At 68.8% G+C, this 15,087-nt stretch carries 18 protein-coding genes and 1 pseudogene; 10 read left to right on the top strand and 9 right to left on the bottom strand.

Annotated elements, in window-relative coordinates; genetic code table 11:
• Positions 1-345: 345 nt before the first annotated feature.
• Positions 346-1,086 (bottom strand): CPBP family glutamic-type intramembrane protease, encoded by a 741-nt coding sequence (locus ACWD3H_RS38870; RefSeq protein WP_451958563.1) that lies wholly within the window; start codon positions 1,084-1,086, stop codon positions 346-348.
• A 109-nt stretch (positions 1,087-1,195) separates the two neighbouring features.
• On the opposite strand from ACWD3H_RS38870, the gene ACWD3H_RS38865 reads away from it, so the two are divergent.
• Both ACWD3H_RS38865 and ACWD3H_RS38860 read left to right on the top strand, forming a co-directional pair.
• Positions 1,196-1,822 carry a TetR/AcrR family transcriptional regulator gene (locus ACWD3H_RS38865; protein WP_355567227.1) on the top strand — a complete coding sequence of 209 codons (627 nt, stop codon included), beginning with the start codon at positions 1,196-1,198 and terminating at the stop codon, positions 1,820-1,822.
• Between the two features lie 40 nt (positions 1,823-1,862).
• Positions 1,863-2,111: a glycine cleavage T C-terminal barrel domain-containing protein gene (locus ACWD3H_RS38860; protein WP_451958562.1), complete on the top strand. Its 249-nt coding sequence runs from the start codon at positions 1,863-1,865 to the stop codon at positions 2,109-2,111.
• Here the strand turns inward: ACWD3H_RS38860 and ACWD3H_RS38855 are convergent.
• Together ACWD3H_RS38855 and ACWD3H_RS38850 are read right to left on the bottom strand one after the other, a co-directional pair.
• A complete protein-coding gene (locus tag ACWD3H_RS38855) occupies positions 2,098-2,808 on the bottom strand; it encodes a VOC family protein (protein WP_451958561.1) in 711 nt (236 codons plus the stop codon). The two genes, ACWD3H_RS38860 and ACWD3H_RS38855, sit on opposite strands and share 14 nt — an antisense overlap.
• Positions 2,809-3,061: 253 nt before the next feature.
• Positions 3,062-3,628, bottom strand: coding sequence for an MmyB family transcriptional regulator (locus ACWD3H_RS38850; protein WP_451958560.1), 567 nt, complete (start codon positions 3,626-3,628; stop codon positions 3,062-3,064).
• Between the two features lie 2 nt (positions 3,629-3,630).
• Between ACWD3H_RS38850 and ACWD3H_RS38845 the strand changes: the two genes are divergently transcribed.
• Positions 3,631-3,975 (top strand): hypothetical protein, encoded by a 345-nt coding sequence (locus ACWD3H_RS38845; RefSeq protein WP_451958559.1) that lies wholly within the window; start codon positions 3,631-3,633, stop codon positions 3,973-3,975.
• A 538-nt stretch (positions 3,976-4,513) separates the two neighbouring features.
• Here the strand turns inward: ACWD3H_RS38845 and ACWD3H_RS38840 are convergent.
• On the bottom strand, positions 4,514-4,663 hold the full coding sequence (locus tag ACWD3H_RS38840) for a dienelactone hydrolase family protein (RefSeq protein WP_451958587.1): 150 nt from the start codon (positions 4,661-4,663) through the stop codon (positions 4,514-4,516).
• Between the two features lie 43 nt (positions 4,664-4,706).
• Positions 4,707-5,381, bottom strand: coding sequence for a type 1 glutamine amidotransferase domain-containing protein (locus tag ACWD3H_RS38835; protein ID WP_451958558.1), 675 nt, complete (start codon positions 5,379-5,381; stop codon positions 4,707-4,709).
• Between the two features lie 69 nt (positions 5,382-5,450).
• On the opposite strand from ACWD3H_RS38835, the gene ACWD3H_RS38830 reads away from it, so the two are divergent.
• From ACWD3H_RS38830 to ACWD3H_RS38815, 4 genes and pseudogenes are all read left to right on the top strand, one after another.
• Positions 5,451-6,320, top strand: coding sequence for a LysR family transcriptional regulator (locus ACWD3H_RS38830; protein ID WP_355567235.1), 870 nt, complete (start codon positions 5,451-5,453; stop codon positions 6,318-6,320).
• A gap of 65 nt (positions 6,321-6,385) precedes the next feature.
• Positions 6,386-6,538 (top strand): annotated as a pseudogene (locus ACWD3H_RS38825) (IS701 family transposase); the annotation flags it as partial.
• 21 nt (positions 6,539-6,559) lie between these two features.
• On the top strand, positions 6,560-6,913 hold the full coding sequence (locus tag ACWD3H_RS38820) for a DUF4158 domain-containing protein (RefSeq protein WP_451958586.1): 354 nt from the start codon (positions 6,560-6,562) through the stop codon (positions 6,911-6,913).
• 110 nt (positions 6,914-7,023) lie between these two features.
• Positions 7,024-7,431: a DUF2716 domain-containing protein gene (locus ACWD3H_RS38815; RefSeq protein ID WP_451958557.1), complete on the top strand. Its 408-nt coding sequence runs from the start codon at positions 7,024-7,026 to the stop codon at positions 7,429-7,431.
• A 209-nt stretch (positions 7,432-7,640) separates the two neighbouring features.
• Here ACWD3H_RS38815 and ACWD3H_RS38810 read toward each other — a convergent pair whose 3' ends face one another.
• The 4 genes from ACWD3H_RS38810 to ACWD3H_RS38795 all read right to left on the bottom strand — a co-directional run bounded on the left by ACWD3H_RS38810 (position 7,641) and on the right by ACWD3H_RS38795 (position 11,475).
• Complete coding sequence (locus ACWD3H_RS38810; protein WP_451958556.1) at positions 7,641-8,819, bottom strand: hypothetical protein; 1,179 nt, start codon at positions 8,817-8,819, stop codon at positions 7,641-7,643.
• Between the two features lie 64 nt (positions 8,820-8,883).
• Positions 8,884-9,582, bottom strand: a complete 699-nt coding sequence (locus tag ACWD3H_RS38805) for a DivIVA domain-containing protein (RefSeq protein ID WP_451958555.1) — start codon at positions 9,580-9,582, stop codon at positions 8,884-8,886.
• A gap of 182 nt (positions 9,583-9,764) precedes the next feature.
• On the bottom strand, positions 9,765-10,532 hold the full coding sequence (locus ACWD3H_RS38800; protein WP_451958554.1) for a glycerophosphodiester phosphodiesterase: 768 nt from the start codon (positions 10,530-10,532) through the stop codon (positions 9,765-9,767).
• 115 nt (positions 10,533-10,647) lie between these two features.
• Positions 10,648-11,475: an SH3 domain-containing protein gene (locus tag ACWD3H_RS38795; protein WP_451958553.1), complete on the bottom strand. Its 828-nt coding sequence runs from the start codon at positions 11,473-11,475 to the stop codon at positions 10,648-10,650.
• Between the two features lie 420 nt (positions 11,476-11,895).
• Here ACWD3H_RS38795 and ACWD3H_RS38790 point away from each other — a divergent pair, with 420 nt between their 5' ends.
• The 3 genes from ACWD3H_RS38790 (at position 11,896) to ACWD3H_RS38780 (ending at position 14,786) form a co-directional block, all read left to right on the top strand.
• Positions 11,896-12,090, top strand: coding sequence for a hypothetical protein (locus ACWD3H_RS38790; RefSeq protein ID WP_451958552.1), 195 nt, complete (start codon positions 11,896-11,898; stop codon positions 12,088-12,090).
• Positions 12,091-12,139: 49 nt separating this feature from the next.
• Positions 12,140-13,153, top strand: coding sequence for a cation diffusion facilitator family transporter (locus ACWD3H_RS38785; RefSeq protein ID WP_451958551.1), 1,014 nt, complete (start codon positions 12,140-12,142; stop codon positions 13,151-13,153).
• Between the two features lie 304 nt (positions 13,154-13,457).
• Positions 13,458-14,786, top strand: a complete 1,329-nt coding sequence (locus ACWD3H_RS38780; RefSeq protein WP_451958550.1) for an aminotransferase class V-fold PLP-dependent enzyme — start codon at positions 13,458-13,460, stop codon at positions 14,784-14,786.
• Positions 14,787-15,087 lie beyond the last annotated feature (301 nt).

Here is a 15,087-nt window from a genome sequence, read left to right as displayed (position 1 = left end):
GGCCTCCGGAGCTTTCAAATCAATGTCCCAGCAACCCTCCATCACGTCACCCGGGAGTGCTTCGTGCAGGAACATGAAGTCGGGGCCGCCGGCGGTGCGATTGCACCAAGATGGGGTCCCAGTAGTAACGACGCAGGAAACAACGGATAAGCAGGTCAGCGGCCCACCTTCCAAGCTGTGCCCGAAGGTCCTTAAGGGAGCTCTGACCTGCGTATCCGTTGAAAATTTCGCCGATACTACCGGGACCCCTGAACGCCTCGTCGAACGAGGGGGTCCCTGGCCTCACACAATCGCTCATTTCTGAGAACGCTCACCGCCTGGGCCCGGCTCGGCGTCTTCGGCGGCTCAGACCAGCGCGCCGGCCAGCAGGAAGATCGCGATTCCGTGCGCGAGGGCGGCGGCGATCACGCCGCTGCGCAGTCGCAGGAAAGCGCAGATCAGCCCCTCGTACAGGGTGAAGGCCAGCAGCGGCCCGCCGACGTCAGTGACCGTCGAGGCCAGGAAGACGTGGCAGGTGGCGAACAACAGAGCCGACAGCAGCGCCGCGCGGATGGCGCCGGTGTGCTGTTCCAGCCGTCCCTGAAGGAACCCGCGAAACAGCACCTCCTCGGCGAGGTTGCCCATCAGGCTGAAGGCCAGCAGCACCGGCAGCAACATGACGGCGACCGCTCCGCCCCGCTCCGCCATCGGCGTCGGTAGCGACAGCAGCAGGACCGGGCCGGCGGCCAGCACGCCGCCGCCGACGCCCCAGCTGACCGTGACCGGAGTGAACCGGCCCCAGCGCACCAAGGAGCGAAGCCCGCCGTCCAGGCGCAGCACCCCCGCGGTCAGTGCCAGCGTGCCGAGGCCGAACAGCAGCAGGATCCCCGCCTGGTCGGTGAAGCGCAGCCACGGAATCGCCCCCGCGGCGCCCAGCCGCCAGAACCCCAGCGGTGTCATCGCGTCCCTGATCAGGACGAAGCCGAAGATGAGCACCATGATGCGCAGCAGCGGGTCGCGCTCGCCGCGCGCCAGCGCGAAGCAGGCGCCGATCAGCAACAGGCCGGGCAGGATCCGGGCACCGTAGGCCAGGAGGTCGGGCAGCACGAAGACGTCTCCGTTCAGAGAGGGGGAAAGCAGGGAGCAGGTGGGGCGACCAGCCCGCCGTTCAATAATGCGAGCTATTCTCAGTTTTCGGTACTCGCATTGGAGGCACGTGCTCACGCCCCGTAAACACCCTCGCCAGCAGCGCTCCCGCGAGACGGTCGCGGCGATCCTGGAGGCAGCGGCTCAGCTTTTCCAGCGGCACGGCTACGCCGACACCACCACCAACAAGATCGCCGAACGCGCCGGGGTGTCCATCGGATCGCTGTATCAGTACTTCCCGAACAAGGACGCGCTGCTGGTCGCGCTGGCCGAGCACTACCTGACGCAGAGCGCCGAACAGGTCATCCAGGTGTTCGCCCGTGCCGCCGAGCATCGCCCGCCCCTGCCTGACCTCCTCGCCGACCTGGTGGGGTGCGTGGCCGCTTTGCATACCGACCGGCCTGACCTACACCGGCTGCTGTTCGACCAAGCCCCCCGCACCCCCGGCCTGGTCACCCGCTTCCGGCAAGCCGAACAGCAGATCGCCCATGCGCTGGCAGGCGAACTGCGCCGCCTGGGAACCGGCGGCCCCAATCCCGAACTGAACGCCCTGCTGGCCGTCCAGGGCATCGAGGCGCAACTGCACGGCGCCCTACTCGACCCCCCGGCCGACCGCGACGCCACCGGCCACGTGCACGCAGTGATCCGCCTCTGGCAGCAAGCCCTGGCTGAGCCCTGCCAACCCGAAAGACACTGAGTAGCCGACCGTCGTATTCCGGTGGGCCCCCTGCCTGACGATGGACCGCCCGGTGATGGCGGGGAAGGAACCGGTGTTCGCCCACGGCGCCCCGGTCGGCTACGTCACCAGCGCCGACTACGGCTTCACGATCGGCACGGCCATCGCCTACGCCTGGTTGCCGCCAGCGCCGGCCGTAGCCTCTCAGCGCCTGGAGATCGAGTACTTTGGCGAACGGCTTGCCGCCGTCGTCGCCAAGGAGCCGTTGTACGACCCGCGGATGAAGAGGCTCCGCGTCAGCGCGGGGTGAGGACGCAGAACTCGTTGCCCTCCGGGTCGACGAGGCACGTCCACGGGACGTCGCCCTGGCCGAGGTCGATGTCGGTGGCGCCGAGAACCCGCAGCCGGGCCACCTCCGCCGCCTGATCGTCACCGGGGTACGGCCGGAGGTCGAGATGGACTCGGTTCTTCGCGGTCTTGGCGTCGGGCGTGCGGAGGAACTCGAGATACGGTCCGACGCCCTTGGCGGAGCGCAGCACCGCATGATCGTCGGTCACCTCGTGCAGGGTCCAGTCCATCGCCTCGCCCCAGAACCGGGCCATGGCCCGCGGATCCGCGCAGTCGACCACCACCACGGCCATCGGCCCGGTGTCCCGGTAGATCTCCCGAGGCTCCAGCACGCAGAACTCGTTGCCCTCCGGGTCGACCAGGACCGTCCACGGAACGTCGCCCTGGCCCACGTCGGCGGGCGTCGCACCAAGATCCCGGAGGCGCGCGACCAGGTCCGCCTGATGGGCCGCAGAGGTGGTGGCGAGGTCGATGTGCACGCGGTTCTTCACCGTCTTGGGTTCCGGGACGGCGATGATGTCCAGGCAGACGGCGACGGGGTCGGGATAGGTGAAGCCCTCGGGTTCGAGGTTGGTCACGCCCGGTTCCTCGCTGGAAATGGTCCAGCCGAGCGCCTCGGCCCAGAATCGGCCGAGTGTGGAGTCATCCCGAGCATTCATCGCAATTTGAACAAGCCGCGTCGCCATGCCGCCGATCCTATGCCCACGTGGATGAACCGCGAGGAACCGCACCCCTTCGGCTCAACCGGCGGTACCGGGCAGGTCCAGGCCCTGCGTTTCGAGGAGAATGTTCGCGAGAACCAGCGCCACTTGTCGATCACGGGCTTTGTCGTGAAAGTTCCCCTGGGAGCCGCGCTGGGTTGCTCTCCGTACAAGCTACGCAACCGGGAAAGGCGCGCCAACGCTCTGACGGTCAGCGAGCGGGACGCGCGTGGCTCCGAGGCGCGCTTCGATCCGCCGTGCGGGAACGGCGAGGAGTAGATTCCTCCGGCAGCGACCCCAGCAGGGTGAGGGCGTCGGCGCTCGGCGAGCCCGGCTCGGCGCGGTAGACGACGAGCAGTTGCCCGTCGGCGCCGGTGACAGCGAGCTTCTCGTAGTGCAGTTCGATATCGCCGACGATCGGGTTGCGCAGGCGGTGCACACCACCGCCCGGATGCGGCTCGGCGTCGTGGCGCGACCAGAGCCGACGGAACAGGTCGCTCTTCACCGACAGTTCGCCGACCAGGTCGGTCAAGCGCGGGTCGTTGACGTCCGGACCGACCATCACCCGCAGGGCGGCGACCAGGCTGCCGACCCGGTTCTGCCAGCCGGGCAGAGACTCCTGCGCGGTGGGGTCGAGCAGCACCGAGCGAAGAATGTTGCTGCCCGGGGCGAAGACCGGCGACAACGCCACGGCGAGACGGTTGGCCGCCAGGACGTCCTGGAACGGCCCTTGGACGTAGGCGGGAGTGTTGTGCCAGGCATCAAGCAGAGGTCGCACGCTTGGTCGGACCCGAGCTGGGCGGTTCGGTGCTGGCCGAGCGCATCGAGGCCTACAACGGCACGCCCGCCGCGGGAATCCGCCGCATCCTCACCGAACGCACGACCCAAGGCATAGGCGACCCGGCTCTGATGGCCGCCGCGATGATCGCCAGCGTCGACCAGGACCCGGCACCCCGCCGCCTGGTCCTGGGGAGCGACGCCTACCAGGCCATCGAAAACGCACTGAACGCCCGACTGGCCGATGTCCGCCCCCAGCGCGAGTCGGCGGAGGCGACGGACGCCCCGCTGGAGGACGTGACCATAGGCGGCCCGGCCGACCTGGACGCTGAGAAACGCGACATGTAGGTGCGGGCCGTGCGACCAGACGGATGCCCAGGACCGGGACCGATGCATAACGCCCATGCTTTCATGCCGCGAGCTCGTCACCGTAAGTGAGTAGATCGGCTGGGGCGAGGCCCATGGGGAGGCCGGGTTCCGTGGGTGGCACTGAAACTCACTGACATCGAGGCCCGTCGGATTCCGCTGACGCTTCAACTCAGCCGCATCTGGCGCCCGCAGTCGCGAACAAAGCCACTGCACTCGGGTCCGTGTCGTGAGCCCCGAAGAGGATGGTGTCCTACGCACTCGCGGTGAGGTCCCCGGGCGTACAACATCCACACGGCAGCCGCCCCGTGGTCGACGACGACAAGCGCGCCGCCAGCGCGGGGAGTCCATCCGCACCATCGCCGCCGGAGTCAAGGTCTCGGTCGGCGTCGTGCGCAAGACCCTGACCGACGCCCAACAGGAACAGGAACCGTAGCCTCCGCCAATCCCCCCTCAACTACCCAGCGTTACTTTGGAGCCTGGGTCAGCTTCGGGAGGAGGATGCCGGTCAGCGTGTTCATCAGCGCGACCCCCCGCTCGCGCCCCGCGTCGTCGGCGGGAAGCCCCCCCCCGGCGCCGCGCGGTGATAGAAGTCCGGCGCGACCGCCACGTAGCCGAGCGCCGCGATGCGATCGGCCACCTCGCGGATGTCGGCGGTGACCCCGAACAGCTGGTGCGCCAGGATACGAGCCAGGCGTGCGCGGCCTGGCCACTTAGGCGCGCATATCGCCCAGCCTGACCTCGGACAGCAGCCCGACGACCGCCTCGGCGGCGTCGCGGGCCGAGGCTGGGTTCTGGCCGGTGACCAGGCGGCCGTCCACCACCACCTGGGCGGCGAAGCCGGGGCCTGGCACGTGGGTGGCGCCTTCTGCGGTGAGCCGGTCGGCCAGTAGGAACGGCACCACGGACGTCAGCCCGACGGCTTCCTCCTCCTCGTTGGTGAAGGCGGCCACCCGCCTTCCGGACACCAGGGGCGAGCCGTCGGAGAGGGTGACCCCGGCCAGCGCCGACGGCCCATGGCAGACGGCCGCCACCACTCCGCCACTCTCGAAGATCTCCCGAGTCAGCCGCGACAGAGCGAGGTTGTCGGGAAAGTCCCACATGGTGCCGTGGCCTCCTGCGAAGAAGACCGCGTCGTACGCCAAAGGGTCAAGGGTGTCCACGGCAGGAGTCTCGCCCAGGCCGGACAGGAACCGGCGCTGCGCGGGGTCGGCAGGGTCGTCGCCGTCACGCGGCGGCACTCCGCCTCTGACGCTCGCCACGTCCACCTCGTGGCCTGCGGCGGTGAAGACCTCCCACGGATGCGCGGCCTCCGACACATAGAAGCCGGTCTTGCGTCCGGTGTCGCCCAGGGTGTCGTGGCTGGTCAGAACGATCAGAATTCTCATGCCCCGAGCATGCCTCCGGCGACCCATCACCCACCAATAGCACAAGCTCTGGGTATCATCAGCTTTCTGATGAGTTTGTCGTACGACCTGCTCCGCACGTTCCTGGCCGTCTACCGGGCCAGGTCGGTGACCCGCGCCGCCGAGCTGCTCCAGCTCTCCCAGCCCGCTGTCACCGCCCAGATCAGGTCGCTGGAGCGGGCTGTGCGCAGGCCGCTGTTCGAACGGGTGGCGCGCGGCATGGCACCCACGCCCGCTGCTGACGAGCTGGCCGCACGGCTCGCAGGGCCGCTCGACGCTCTCGACGAGCTGGTGACGGGCGATCTCGGCGAGCCTGCTGAGGTGTTCGGCCGCACCGTCCACCTGGGCGGCCCTGCCGAGCTGGTCTGCGCCAGGGTGCTGCCGTCGCTGGCCGCGATGGTGCGCGAGGGCCTGCGGCTGCGCGTCACGCTCGGCCTGCCTGAGCAGCTGCTCGCCGCCCTCGCCGACGGCAGCCTCGATCTGGTCATCTCCAGCGTGCGGCCGCGCAAGGCCGGCCTGCGGGTCGAGCCGCTGTGCGACGAGGAGTTCGTGCTCGTCGCCGCTCCCGGCTGGAGTTTCGGGCAGCTGGACGGCGCCCCGCTCGTCGCCTACGCGGAGAACCTGCCGATCCTGCGCCGCTACTGGCGCACCGTCTTCGACACCCGGCTCACGCGAAACCCCGCGCTGGTCGTTCCCGACCTGCGCGGGGTGCTGGCCGCCGTCGCGGCAGGAGCGGGGGTCACGGTGCTGCCGCGCTACCTGTGCGCGGCCGAATTGGCCGATGGGCGGCTCCTGGCCCTCCTGGAGCCGGAACTGCCGCCCATCAACACACTCTTCCTCGCCTCTCGCGCCGGGACCCGCCATCCGGCGGCGCAAGCCGTACACGGGCACCTGCTGCTGCAGGGCCGCACCTGGTCCTAGAGGATGGCTGATATCGCAGTACGCCGGTGGATAGGGGTGGTCGCCGCTGTTCGGGGGTGGTCGTGATGGCGACCGCGCGACGTCCGTGTCCACCAGTGCCGGGTCCGTTGGAGGAGTACGCGACCCGGTTCGATGATCTGTGGTGCTCGCTCGCGCAGCGCCGGGGGTTCCGTGAATATCTGGCCGGGCTGTTGCTGGCGCGCGATCGGAACAAGACGCACCAGGGCTCCTGGGCTCCGGTGGATGAGGCGCACACGCCGATCGACGCCGCCGGTGAGCTTGTGCGGCGTGAGTGGGAGTTAGAGGACCTCATCGAGTGCTGGACGCTGGATGAGGTCGAGCTGGAGCCGCTGGGCAACAAGACCGGGGCGACTCGGCTCGGGTTCGCGCTGCTGCTGAAGTTCTTCGAGCTGGAGGTACGCTTCCCCCGGCGCGAGGACATGCCCAGGGCCGCGGTGGAGTTCATGGCCGGCCAGGTGAAGGTCGACGCCGTGCTGTTCGCCGACTACCAGTGGTCGGCAGCACGATCGAGTACCACCGGGCGCAGATCCGCAAGACGTACGGGACGCGGCCGGCCAGTGAGTACGCCTTGAAGCCGAGATCTACCTCACCGCTACCTTGCGGCTCGCCGTGGCTTCGGGTGCGACATGAGGTCGCACGCTTTGAGTGATTACGTGAAAGGAGGCTCGACGATGTCGAGTACGTGATCCGGGTCGGTGTCCGAGACCCGTCCCCACCTCCGTGGACGCAGCCCGCGTACGAGAACCAACTGCGGGGCCTGGTGCCGCAGGACATGCCATGGGGAGCCGTAGTCGAGCGGGATGGACCGCTGGCGCGAACCCGCCATGGCGCCCATGGGACCGTCGACCCGACCCTCGTCGGCGGGCCGGGACAGCCCCGCTGGACGAGCTACGCGTACCTCGTCGACGAGCACGTCGTCCAAGTCACCAAAAACCTCCGGATGGGCACGTTCGGCAACTGGCGGGAAGCCTCCCTTTGTGTCTTCGGCGACGAACTCCTCGCCCATGTGGACGAGGAGCTCACCGACCTCCTCGGCATCGTGCTGCGGCGCGGCGGGCGCCCGGTCGGCAATGTCTGGAGCTTTCCCTGATGACATGCCACCTCTGTACGTTCAGCCGTACCTGCTTCTGTGCTCCGGCCTGTACGCCGACAGCCGCGTCCCATCAGGTCTGCGTGTTCAGCTGGAAGCGCCCTGTGCTCCCGGCTCGGTGGTGGCGGCTCAATCGCCGGGCGGATCAGGAAACGCACCCTGGGCGGAGGCTTCGGCGGCATGGTCTTTGGGGAGGCCGGGGTCGGCGGTTACTTGGTGATGGCGTTGAGCAGGTAGCGGCGTTGCTGCTCGGTCAGGTCACCGATACGGCGATTGGCGTCGATTCCGCCTACCGTCAGGAGCCTGGCGATCTCGACAGGGCTGTGGCCGGGCAGGATGGACAGGAGCCATCCGACCCAGGCGTTTTTGACGGCGTCGTCGGTGCGGGCCAACACCTCGGTCAGGGTCATCCGCCCGGTGACCACCGCTTCGCGCAACTGAGCCTGGGTCAACGGAGTCGACGCCTGCGGGGTCGGCGGCCGGGCAGAAGGTGTGGGGGCGGGTGAGGCGGGTGCCGTATGGCCGGCGACGTGGGGTCGGTGCCCGGTTTGCGGGTGGTCTTCACCCAGTACGCCGTGCGTGGCGATCAGGAGGGCGCCCCCGGTGACGGCGACGCCTGCGGCGACGGTCAGGTGGCGTTTGGACAGTCGACCGCCCTCTTGGCCGGCGGCGGCAAGTCTGAGGCCGACGATTGCGGTGCGCAGCAGCACACCGGTGACCATGCCGAGTAGGAGCGGCACGATCTGGCCGGGCAGCGGGGCGATGGTGGCGATCAGAATGCCGGCGGCCGGGCTGAGGCAGGAGACCACCAGCCACGGAGCCAGGCGCTGCCTGGCCATGTCCAGCAGGGCGGCCAGGGCCAGTCCTTCACCGGCCGAGTGGACCATGAGGGCGATGACGACCACGGCGGAGGCGGTCAGTGCCAACGTCGCGCCTTCGATCGCCCGGTGCAGGGTGAGGGCGGCCGCGGTGCCCATGCCGCCGAACAAGGCGGCGTCGACGGCTTCCTTGACGCGGCGGTGCAGGCCGGGCGCGTGCCTGCCACCGACCGGCCTGGATCCCCCGTGCCCGTGCCCGCAGCCTTTGCGGGTGAAGTGGGTGATCACCAGGAAGCCGAACACGATGGCCAGCCCGACGGCCCACAGGGGTACTCCCGTCTCAGCCGCATCTCGCCAGGCGTCGGGCAGCAGGTCGACCAGGGCGGTGATCAGCATCATCGCTGAGGCGATCGCCAGCCACACCGTCACCTTCGCGGAGTTACGCCGGGCCAGCCACGCCCCGGCGAGCGTGGACAGCGACATCAGCAGCACCGCAGCCCACGCGCCGGCACCGGGAGATGCTCCCTGCAGCGCCGGTCCCAGCGCCGGTGTCCCTTCGGCCATCAACATGTCTCACCACCTCTTATCGGGATTGGATCGCAGAAGAGTTTTCTCGAACCGGCCGGCGGGTCGTTCAGCGCTCTTCGGCGGCGGGGCCACCTGCAGGCGTGCCCGTCGGCGTGTCGCCGGCCGGGTGCGATGCCGGGTGCCTCGACGCCGGCTGCCGGCCGGTGACCATCGGTGACGGCGGCGGTGTCAGTCCCAGCTCGCCGAAATCGGCGAGTTCACCGAGCAGGCTCTGCAGTTGGTCGACCTGCGCTTGCAGGCTGTGCTTGAGCCGGTCGCTGTAGTCGGCGGCGAAAGCGTTGAACTCCTCGGTCCGGCGTTCCAGCTCCTGTCCGCAGGAGGCATGCACCTCTTGCCGCAGGACGGCGGCACGGTCGCGGGCTTGCGCCAGGATCACCTCGGCTTGCTGTTCGGCGGCAGCCAGCATCCGGTCGGCACTGTCCTGGGCCATCGCCATGATCCGCGTCACGCGCTCCTCCGCCGGTCCAGCATGCCTGGCGGCGCGCTCAGCGGCGGTCGCTCGGGCGTATAGCTCCGCGTTTTCTTGCACGAGCGTGGTGAAGGTGGTTTCGATATGGCCGAGGAAGGTGTCCACCTCGGCCAGGTCGTAGCCTTCGCGCAGCCGGACCACGGTGAACACCTGGTTGCGCACGGCGGCGGGGCTCAGCCGGCTCACGCTGGCGGGAAGGCCGGTGCCGAGCGGGGAGGTAGGGGTGTGGTCGATCTCATCGATGGGGGCGGGTGCGTGCCCGGGCTCGTCGTGCATGGCCTTTCACGTAACCTTTCACCATGGTTTTCGAAGCGTGACCGGGACTGACGAGATCGGGAACTGGTGTCGTCTGACCGTTGCGGTCCCGGGCTGTGGGAGATGCCTGGCCATGCGGCACGCGCCAAGGTCAGCTCATCGCGCCTGGCCTGGCCGCGTGGTGTTGGGTGAGGGTGGGTGTCTCACGACCGGCATGTTCCTCGGGCCCAGGCCAGGTAGTCGGTGCTCTGGTCGGTGAGGATGCGGGTGACGCCGTAGCCGGCCAGGCGTCGCCAGGCGTCACGGTTGTTGGGGGTCCAGGCGTAGACGGCCGCGCCCGCATTGCGGTAGGCGCGGACCCGGGCGCGGGTCAGCCGGTCGTAGCGCACCGCGACGAAGGCGTACGTGCCGGCCAGCGCGACCGATGGTGCGGACCTGGTCACCAGGCCCTTGCGGGCCGGGATGGAATCCACCGCCCGCAGCGCCGTGGGAGAAAACGAGGCCAGGTTCGCCCACCGAAAGGCGTCCTGGCGTCGGTAGGCGTCGTGCAGGGCACGCAGGTCCGCGGCGTCGGGAATCTGCTTGAGCTCGACCAGCGCCTCACTGACTCGGCCGCGCAGCAGCGCCAATGCCTGGCCTAGCGTCGGCGGGTGCTGCCCGTCGCCAGTACGCAGCGTGCGAAACCGGGTCAGCGTCATGGCCGCGACGCGGCCGCTGCCGGTGGTGGTTCGATCCACCGTGGCGTCGTGCATCAGCACTGGATGGTGGTCCTTGGTGAAACGGACGTCGAATTCAACACCGGCCGAGCCCGCATCCAGCGTGCGACCGAACGCGGTGAGGGTGTTCTCCAACCCGGCACTCCGATCCCCCCGGTGGGAGACCACGCTCGGTACCGAACACCTCGCTGCCGCCACGGCGCTGGACGTGCGGGTGATCTCGGCAAGGGTGAGGACCGTCAGCAACAAGATCATCAACGCCTCTCCCCGCAGGATCCGGGGCGCACCGTGCGTCTGAGGTTTCCCGTCCCCGGCCGACGAACGTCGCCGGGGACGGGGGGTGTGAGCCATGAGCGGCTACCTGCGGCCGCTACTTGGTGACCTTGCGCAGGTAGCCGGCCGAGGCCCAGCCGCGCTTGCCGTTGGCGGCCATGACCTTGACCCAGCCCCTGGTCGGCTTGCAGGCGCCGGCGAACCGGCCGTCGGCCACCCGCAGCCTGGCGACCGGGCGAAAGCGCAGCCCGGCGCCGGAGCGGACGTTGAGGAAGCTGACGCGCCGCACATGGGTGACCTGATAGGTGCAGGCCAGCGTCGGTCGGCCGGTCACGCCGACCGGACCGGCGTTGCGCACCTTGCGCAGGTGACTCGCCGAGGCCCAGCCGATCACGCCGCCGGCGCTCTTGATCCGCACCCAGCCGTTGACACTCGTGCAGGCGCCGGCGAACCGGCCGTCGGCCACCCGTAGCTTGCCGACCGGGCGGGAGGTCTTGTCTGTGCTGGAGCGGAGGTTGACGTACTGGTCGCGGTCGATGCGGTTAACCCGGTAGGTGCAGGCCAGCGCCGGCTGGCCGGTCACGGCGGGAGGGGAGGCGAGCTTGCGGAGGTTGCCGGACGGAGCCCAGCCGGTCACGCCGGTGGCGGTTTTGACCTGCACCCAGCCGTTGACGCTCGTGCAGGTACCGGCGACCGGCGCCTCGCCCGTCCGTAGCGTGCCGACCGGGCCGAAGGCCTTGCCGGCACCGGAGCGGATGTTCAGCACGGCGCCGGAGCGCACGTCGGTGACCTGATAGGTGCAGGCCAGGGCAGGACTGCCGGTCGTGCCGGCGAGGCGGGCGGCCGCGTGGGCGGGCAGGGCGGCCAGGATGAGTCCGCTCAGTGTGGCGCACGCGGCCAGGGTGGTGGTTCGCTTCGCGATCATTGCGATGTCTCCCTTTGATCGGCATCTGTTCACCGGCGCGGGGTCGGCAGCCTGGTCAAGCTAGGGGTACTTGACCTGCGATGCTCACGAAGGGTAATTTCCTCATTACCAAACGCTTAAACATATGACCAACTGAACAGGTATTCATTGCGATGAACAGCCCGTACCCCGACGAGGAAAAGAGGTAGGCGCTGTGCCCCCCGAACCACGCTCTGTGCACCTGAATAGCCATTCGCATGCGAGGGTGACTGCGCATCCCGACGCCCACTCCTCCTCGCTCGCGGACGCCGAGCGGGTGCAGGGCGTCCGACGGGCGCTGCCGACCGAACACACGGTGCAGGAGCTTGCGCAGGTCTTCGGACTGCTGGCCGATCCCGGGGCTGAGGCTGACGGCCGCGCTGCCGCAGGCGGGAGAGATGTGTGTGCGACCTGGCGGCGACCTCGTGCGCACTGCGGCTGCTGCGCACGCACCGCGTGGTGCAGGTCCGCCGAGCCGGACGGCTGGCGAACTACCGGCTCGCCGACTCCCACATGCGGATGCTGTTCGCCCTAGCGATCACCCATATCGGGCACGACACAGAAACCCACCACCAAGGGGAGCGAAGCGATGGCTGAGCGTGGACACCGAGGCGGGCATGGCTCCGGACACGGGCATGGGCATGCGGTGAGCGCTGAGGCCGATCGCCGCTACCTGACCGGGGCACTGGCGCTGATCGTCGGATTCATGGCGGTCGAGGTCGTCGTCGGCTTCATCGCCCGGTCTCTGGCCCTGATCTCCGATGCCGGTCATATGCTCACCGACGCCGTCGCCATCGTCTTCGCGCTGATCGCCATGCGGATCGCCGCCCGGCCACCGCAGGGCGGCTTCACCTACGGGCTCAAGCGCGCCGAGATCATCTCCGCGCAGATCAACGGCATCACCCTGCTACTGCTGGCCGCCTACTTCACCTACGAAGGCGTCCGCCGCCTGATCGTGCCTCCCGAGGTTGAAGGCCTGTACGTGGTGGTGACCGGCCTGGCCGGAATCGTCGTCAACCTGGCCGCCACCTGGCTGCTGTCTCGGGCCAACCGCTCCAGTCTCAACGTCGAAGGCGCCTACCAGCACATCCTCAACGACCTGTTCGCCTTCATCGCCACCACGATCGCCGGAGCCGTCATCTGGCTCACCGGCTGGACCCGTGCCGACGCGATCGCCGCCCTCGTCGTCGCCGTCCTGATGCTCACGGCGGGCTGGGGACTGGTCCGCGACGCGAGCCGGGTCTTCATGGAAGCCGCTCCCGCGAACATGAATCCCGCCGAGATCGGCGCCAGAACCGCCGCTTTGGAACACGTCGTCGAAGTGCATGACCTGCACATCTGGGAGGTCACCTCCGGCTACGCCGCGCTGTCGGCGCACATCCTGGTCGCCTCCGGCGCCGACTGTCACACCGTACGCCTGGCCGCCGAGCGGATATTCCACGACACCTACGGCATCGAGCACACCACCTTGCAGGTCGACCACGCCCCACCGCAACTGCTGACCATCGGCGGCACCGACACCCACTGCGCCGCACCCCACGGCCCCACCCACCACAGCCCCCCTCACGAAAACAGCACCATCCCCGCCACACCCCCGGCCGGCCACACCGATCCCGGCGATCAGAGCGATGCGGCCCACCTGTCACAGAGCCCGGAGTAGATCACGGCGTCCACCTTCGCGGCGATCATCGAAGCCGAGTTTTCGCGCTCTCCTGACGAGCCACCGGACTTCGGCGGATTCATCGGCCCGCGCGCTGCGTCAAGGGCAGGTGGGATCTGCCCGGCGAACGCGCCCCAGGTGAGGATCTCCCGTCGCGTCCAATGCCCGATCTTCACCGCGCCACGCCCGAAAAGCTGGGATGACCACCCCGCAAAGCGCATTAGCCACACACTGGAATTTCACTGTTAGAGCAGATCAGAGCCACTATTCGGTGAGCTTTGGCTGATCGATGTGGGGTGGTTCGATGAGTTTGTCGAGGCGTGAGATGGTCGCTGGACTGGGGGCGGTGGCCGTCTCCGCTGTTTCACCGCCGGGGACTCCGCCATCACCGGCGCCGCGGTTGCCGGAGGCCGAGCCGCTGATCGTTCCGGCCGGTCGTAGGCCTGACCAGCTCGCCAGGGATGAGAGCTTCTGGGGCACTGTGGCACGGCAGTACCGGGTCAGCCCGGACTTCATCAACCTGGAGAACGGCTACTACGGGATCATGCCTGAGCCGGTGCGTCAGGCATATCACCGCAACGTGGACCAGCTGAACGAGCTGAACTCCCACCTGCTGCGCACCTCCTACACCGATCGGGCCACCCAGGTCAGGAAACGCATCGCGACCGTCCTGGGTGCCTCCCATGAGGAGATCGCCCTGACCCGTGGTGGCACCGAAGCCCTGCAGAACCTGATCGGCGGCTACAACCGGCTGCGGCCGGGCGACGCGGTGATGTACGCCGACCTCGACTACCACAGCGCGCGGTACGCCATGAACTGGCTGCGCGGTCGGCGCGGGGTGAGCGTCGAGCGGATGGCCATCCCCGAGCCGGCGACCCGCCAGGTCGCACTGGACACCTACGCCCAGGCGCTACGCGACCATCCACGGGTCAAGTTGCTGCTGCTGAGTCATATGAACAACCGCACCGGACTCGTCCTGCCGGTGGCAGAGATCGTCACGATGGCCCGTGACAAAGGCGTCGACGTGATCGTCGACGCGGCCCACTCCTGGGGGCAGCTCGACTTCACCATCGGTGACCTCAAAGCGGATTTCGCGGTGTTCTCCTTGCACAAGTGGATGGGGGCGCCGTTGGGGTCGGGGTTCCTCTACATTCGCAAGAACCGCCTGGCCGACATCGACCCTGCTTTCGCCGACGAGACCTACTCCGGCCGCGACATCCGCTCGCGGGTCCACTCCGGCACCATGGACGTCGCCCCGATCCTCACCGTGGGCACCGCCCTGGACTTCCACGACACCCTGGGTGCCGCGGTCAAGCAGGCGCGGCTGCGCTTTCTGCGCGACCGCTGGGTGCACCAGGTGATCGACATTCCCAACCTGGAGATCCTCACTCCCGAGGAGCCCGCCATGTACGGGACCATGACCGCGTTCCGGATCACCGGACGTACCTCCGAAGCCGACAACGTCGCGATCACCAAGGATCTGATGGACAGGCATCGGATCTTCACGGTGCGCCGCGGCGGGCCGGTGCGGGGCGACTGCGTCCGGGTGACGCCGGCGCTGTTCACCTCCCGCGATCAGGTCGATCTGCTCGCCGTGGCGGTGCGCGAACTGGCCTCGCGGATGCGCCGCTGAAAACATGCCGGTCGGCGTAGTGCTCGGCGGTCCGCAGCGGGTCCAGCGGCACCTTGTCGTGATCATGGATGCCTCGCGTAGCGGGCCCGCCATCGGGCGGGCCCGCTACGCGCTCGAACACGCCTGCTTGGCGTCCTTCGGCGCGCTCAGCACCTCACACGGGGCCCGGCTGAGCCGTGACCGGGAACCCCGCGCCTGTTTTATGCCGTCGCCGGAGCGGTCTGTGGTGAGGCCGCCAGGCGTCCCGATCGATCCAGGGCGGCCACGGCCGCGGCGCAGCCAAGGCCGATCAGCGTCAGGG

It is taken from the genome of Streptosporangium sp. NPDC002607 (assembly GCF_053592655.1).
The sequence above is the reverse complement of the archived record's forward strand: the minus strand, read 5'-3'. Positions and strand labels throughout refer to the sequence as shown.

Excerpts from the sequence above, each read along its gene's own strand:
- ACWD3H_RS38860 (WP_451958562.1), top strand. The coding sequence starts at position 1,863 with ATGGACCGCCCGGTGATGGCGGGGAAGGAACCGGTGTTCGCCCACGGC.
- ACWD3H_RS38855 (WP_451958561.1), bottom strand. The coding sequence starts at position 2,808 with ATGAATGCTCGGGATGACTCCACACTCGGCCGATTCTGGGCCGAGGCG.
- ACWD3H_RS38835 (WP_451958558.1), bottom strand. The coding sequence starts at position 5,381 with ATGAGAATTCTGATCGTTCTGACCAGCCACGACACCCTGGGCGACACC.
- ACWD3H_RS38830 (WP_355567235.1), top strand. The coding sequence starts at position 5,451 with ATGAGTTTGTCGTACGACCTGCTCCGCACGTTCCTGGCCGTCTACCGG.
- ACWD3H_RS38810 (WP_451958556.1), bottom strand. The coding sequence starts at position 8,819 with ATGTTGATGGCCGAAGGGACACCGGCGCTGGGACCGGCGCTGCAGGGA.
- ACWD3H_RS38805 (WP_451958555.1), bottom strand. The coding sequence starts at position 9,582 with ATGCACGACGAGCCCGGGCACGCACCCGCCCCCATCGATGAGATCGAC.
- ACWD3H_RS38800 (WP_451958554.1), bottom strand. The coding sequence starts at position 10,532 with ATGATCTTGTTGCTGACGGTCCTCACCCTTGCCGAGATCACCCGCACG.
- ACWD3H_RS38795 (WP_451958553.1), bottom strand. The coding sequence starts at position 11,475 with ATGATCGCGAAGCGAACCACCACCCTGGCCGCGTGCGCCACACTGAGC.
- ACWD3H_RS38780 (WP_451958550.1), top strand. The coding sequence starts at position 13,458 with ATGAGTTTGTCGAGGCGTGAGATGGTCGCTGGACTGGGGGCGGTGGCC.